Below are 4,143 nucleotides of genomic sequence, written 5' to 3'. Positions count from 1 at the left end.
TTAATAATTTTAGGAATCGCGTATTAGCTTGCTTTTCTGATTAGATAAACTTATAACCATAAGTTCAGGAGAGCCGTCGGGACTACCAAAAAAGCGATCGCGTTTATTAGCACTACGGTTGAAAATTACCAGATGCTTGTGGCAGGGGTCATGCCCGGTATCCAAACAGTTGTTCTCGATCCTCAACGAGATGGGGTAGAACAAATTACCGAGCTTCTAAGCAACTCTAGTGGTGTTGAAGCTATTCATATCATCTCCCACGGTACTCCGGGTAGCCTCGACCTGGGCGGGACACAACTGAGTTTAGATACCCTCGATCGCTACGCCAGCCAACTACAACAGTGGGATGTTCCCAGCCTGCTGCTCTACGGTTGTAATGTTGCGGTGGGGGATGCTGGTGAAGAGTTTGTGGAGAAATTACACCAGCTAACCGGCTCCGGTGTGGCTGCTTCACGCCGGGAAATAGGTGATGGATACTGGTCACTTGAGTTTAGCTCCACCGCCACAACCATACCAGCCCCTTTCCATGAAACAGTGCTGACGACCTGGACAGGACGACTGGCTCCAACTATTTCCAACCTTAACGATTCTTTCTACAATGAGCAAGACCCGGCATACATCCTAGACAACGACATAACCTTCGAGGGTAATACAAACTACGGGGGCGGATCCCTCCTATTTAGCCTCAGCAGCCCGACTCCAGGTGACTTTCTCACCTTGGTTGATGCTGGTACTCCTGTCACCACTTTCGCTGAAATCTCTGTGGTTGGTAATACGGTCTATCTGGGCAATGGGACTACTGCCTTTATTGTAGGCTTTGTTGATCCCGTGCAGAACGGTCAGAACGGTCAGAACCTGCTAATCCAGTTCACGAGCGAATTCCAGAACTCGGATTTTACTACGGGTATCACTGGTTCTAACATCATCGCTGGCTGGACTACGGTGAATAACCAGGTAAGATTTGGCATTGATACCATCGCTGGTTTGCCGACACCGATAGACACAACCATACCAGCCCTCGCCCCCAACTCTGACCAAAACATACCCACGACCCCAGGCACGCTGACCTCAACCCTCAGTGACGTCACAAGCGATGGCACTGGCAATTCCGTCCAGTTAACCAGTGCGAACATTTGGACAGCGCAGGGTTACGATGTAGTTCGTGGCCCCTCCATCTACTCAAATGATGCGGTTACCCTGTCAGCAGGCGATACGGTATCCTTTGACTGGCGAGCCCTGGGGGGGGGGGATGCCTATGATGTTTATGGCTATCTGGTTGAGGTCACCACTGGTAATATCCTTACCATTCTGGATCGAACGGGCGACAGCGAGACAGGCTTTACCAATTGGGCAACGGAAACAGTTACAGTCCCTCAAGCGGGCGCATACAAGTTTGTCTTCGTTTCGGGAACTTATGATTTTACGGGTTTGAGGGCCGCTGGTGGACAGCTTTACGTTGACAACGTGGAAGTTACCCAGGCTAACGCCCCACTGAATTTAATTGATATGGATATCACAGCCCTTGCCCGGCTGGTTCAGTACAGCAACACTTCTGATAACCCCGTGTCGCAAACTCTGACGGTGACAGCGGAAGATAACAATCGGGCCACCGGCAGTGCCACTGCAACCATCACTATTAACTACGTTAACGACGCACCCAGTTTCACCGCCACCAACCCACCCGCTGTCAACGAAGACGCGGGGGCGCAAATAGTACCGGGGTGGGCAACCTTTAACCCAGGAGGAGGTACGGATGAAGCCACACAAACGGCAACATACACCGTCACCAATATCAACAACCTCAGCTTATTTGCGACATTACCCGCAGTAGATCCCACCACCGGCAACCTCACCTACACACCCGCCCCTGGGGCCTCTGGCACATCCACCTTTGATGTAGTAGTCCGAGATAGCGGCGGCAATGCTAACGGCAGTGTTGATACATTCACATTACAAAATTTCACCATTGCCATTAACGGCGTCAACGATGCCCCCAGCTTCAGCAACGGAGGCAACCAAACCCTCGTCGCTGCAACAAATGCCGTCCAAACCGTTCCTAGCTGGGCCAATACCTTCAACTTCGGCCCCAACGAAGCAACCCAAGCCGTTGCCAATTTTCTGGTTACCACCATCAGTGGCAACAGCTTATTTACCGCCCTCCCCGCTGTCGCCAACGACGGCACCCTCACCTACACCCCCAACGGCACCCCCGGCACCGCCATCTTCGACGTCCAACTCCAAGATAATGGCGGTACAGAAGACAACGGCGTAGACATTTCCACACCATCCCGCTTTACCATCACCATCCCCGCGCCAACCGTCAACCTCGAAGTTAGCCCCACCACCGGCAGCGAAGCGGGAACAACCAGCATCACCGTCACTGCTACAACGGCCCTACCTGTAGTCGGCGACCAAACCGTTGACCTCGACTTAACTGGAGTTGATGCTGCTGATTTCACCGGCCCAATTCCCACCCAAATTACCATCGCCGATGGGCAAAGCAGCGGACAAGTCACCTTCACCATTGCCGACGACAACATCGCCGAAATTGACGAAATTGCCAACCTAAGTATTAGCAATGCATCGGCAGGCCTTCAATTAGGAACAACTACCACAGGTAGTTTCACCATCCTCGACAACGGCACCGCTGGCTTTGAAATCCTCCCGATTAGTGGCGATACCAGCGAATCCGGAGACCAAGCTACGTTTGATATCCGTTTAACCAGCCAACCCAGCGCCGATGTCATCATTGGCTTAGCCAGTAACAACACAGCAGAAGGCACGGTTTTACCCGCTAACCTCACATTTAATTCCACCAATTGGAACGTTTATCAAACCGCCACCATCATCGGTGTAGAGGATGCGGTGGCTGACGGTGATATTCCCTACCAAATTATCACCACTGCTACCAGCACCGATACAAACTATAACACTCTCGACCCAGCAGAGGTGAATGTCACCAACACAGACAACGACTCTCCAGGCGTTACCCTCACTCAATCTGCTGGCAGTACGGAAGTAACAGAAGGGGGAATTACAAATTCTTATACCCTACAATTGAACACCCTCCCCATAGGCAACGTTCAAATTACCGTGACGGCGGATGCTCAAGCAGAGGTTAGCCTAGATGGAACGAATTTTGCGGCCACGCAAACTTTAACGTTCACAAATGTTGATGGCCAAACTCCCCAAGCAGTCATCGTTCGTGCTGTTGATGACACCCTAGCCGAAAACAACCATATTGGTGCACTAACCCACGCCATTACCAACAGTACAGATCCCAATTATCCAACAACATTGGCGATCGGTCCTGTGAATCCACAGATTACCGATAACGATATTACTTACAGCGTCGTCGGCAGTACCGCCACTGTGACTGAGGGAAATAGCGGTACTCAAGTGGTAAGTTTCACCGTTACCCGCACCGGAGAAACGAACCAAAGTAGCAGCATTGATTTTAGTTTTGGGGGAACAGCAACCACTGGCGTCGATTACGATAACGCCATTGTTACCGGAACCGGAGTTACCGCCACCGGCAGTACGGTTAGTTTTGCTGCCAATGCTACCATAGCAACAATTGCGGTGGCCGTTGTGGGCGATCGAATTACCGAACCCGACGAAACCCTAGAACTCACTCTGAGCAACGCCACTGCCCCAGGAACTGCTAAAATTATTGGTTCTCCCATAACCACCACGATTCAAGACGATGATATTGCGGGAATTTCTATCACTCCTACCAGCGGATTAACAACCACAGAAGCGGGGGGAACAGCTACTTTTACGGTAGTTCTAGATACCCAGCCTACAGCAGATGTGACGATTGGGACGACTTCGGATAATACGGCTGAAGGTACTGTAGATAAACCGAGTTTAACTTTCACTTCGGCTAACTGGAATACTCCTCAAACCGTCACAGTTACAGGAATAGATGACTTAGTAGTAGATGGGAATGTTGCTTACAACATTGTCACCGCTGCTGCTACCAGTACCGATACTAATTACAGCGGTGTTAATGCTACCGATGTCGCAGTTACTAATAGTGACAACGACAGCAAAGGCATCACCGTCACTCCTACCAGCGGATTAACAACCACAGAAGCGGGGGGAACAGCTACTTTTACGGTAGTTCTAGATACCCAGCCT

General features: G+C 50.9%; 1 protein-coding gene. It reads left to right on the top strand.

Annotated features, from left to right (window positions below; all coding sequences use genetic code 11):
- Positions 1–96: 96 nt before the first annotated feature.
- Positions 97–4,143, top strand: a 4,047-nt coding sequence (locus QUB08_RS31375) for a DUF4347 domain-containing protein (protein WP_333230140.1), incomplete at its 3' end; no start/stop codon positions are given.

It is taken from the genome of Microcoleus sp. BR0-C5 (genome assembly GCF_036705045.1).
Lineage (GTDB): Bacteria > Cyanobacteriota > Cyanobacteriia > Cyanobacteriales > Microcoleaceae > Microcoleus.
This window is presented reverse-complemented; position numbering and strand designations above follow the sequence as displayed.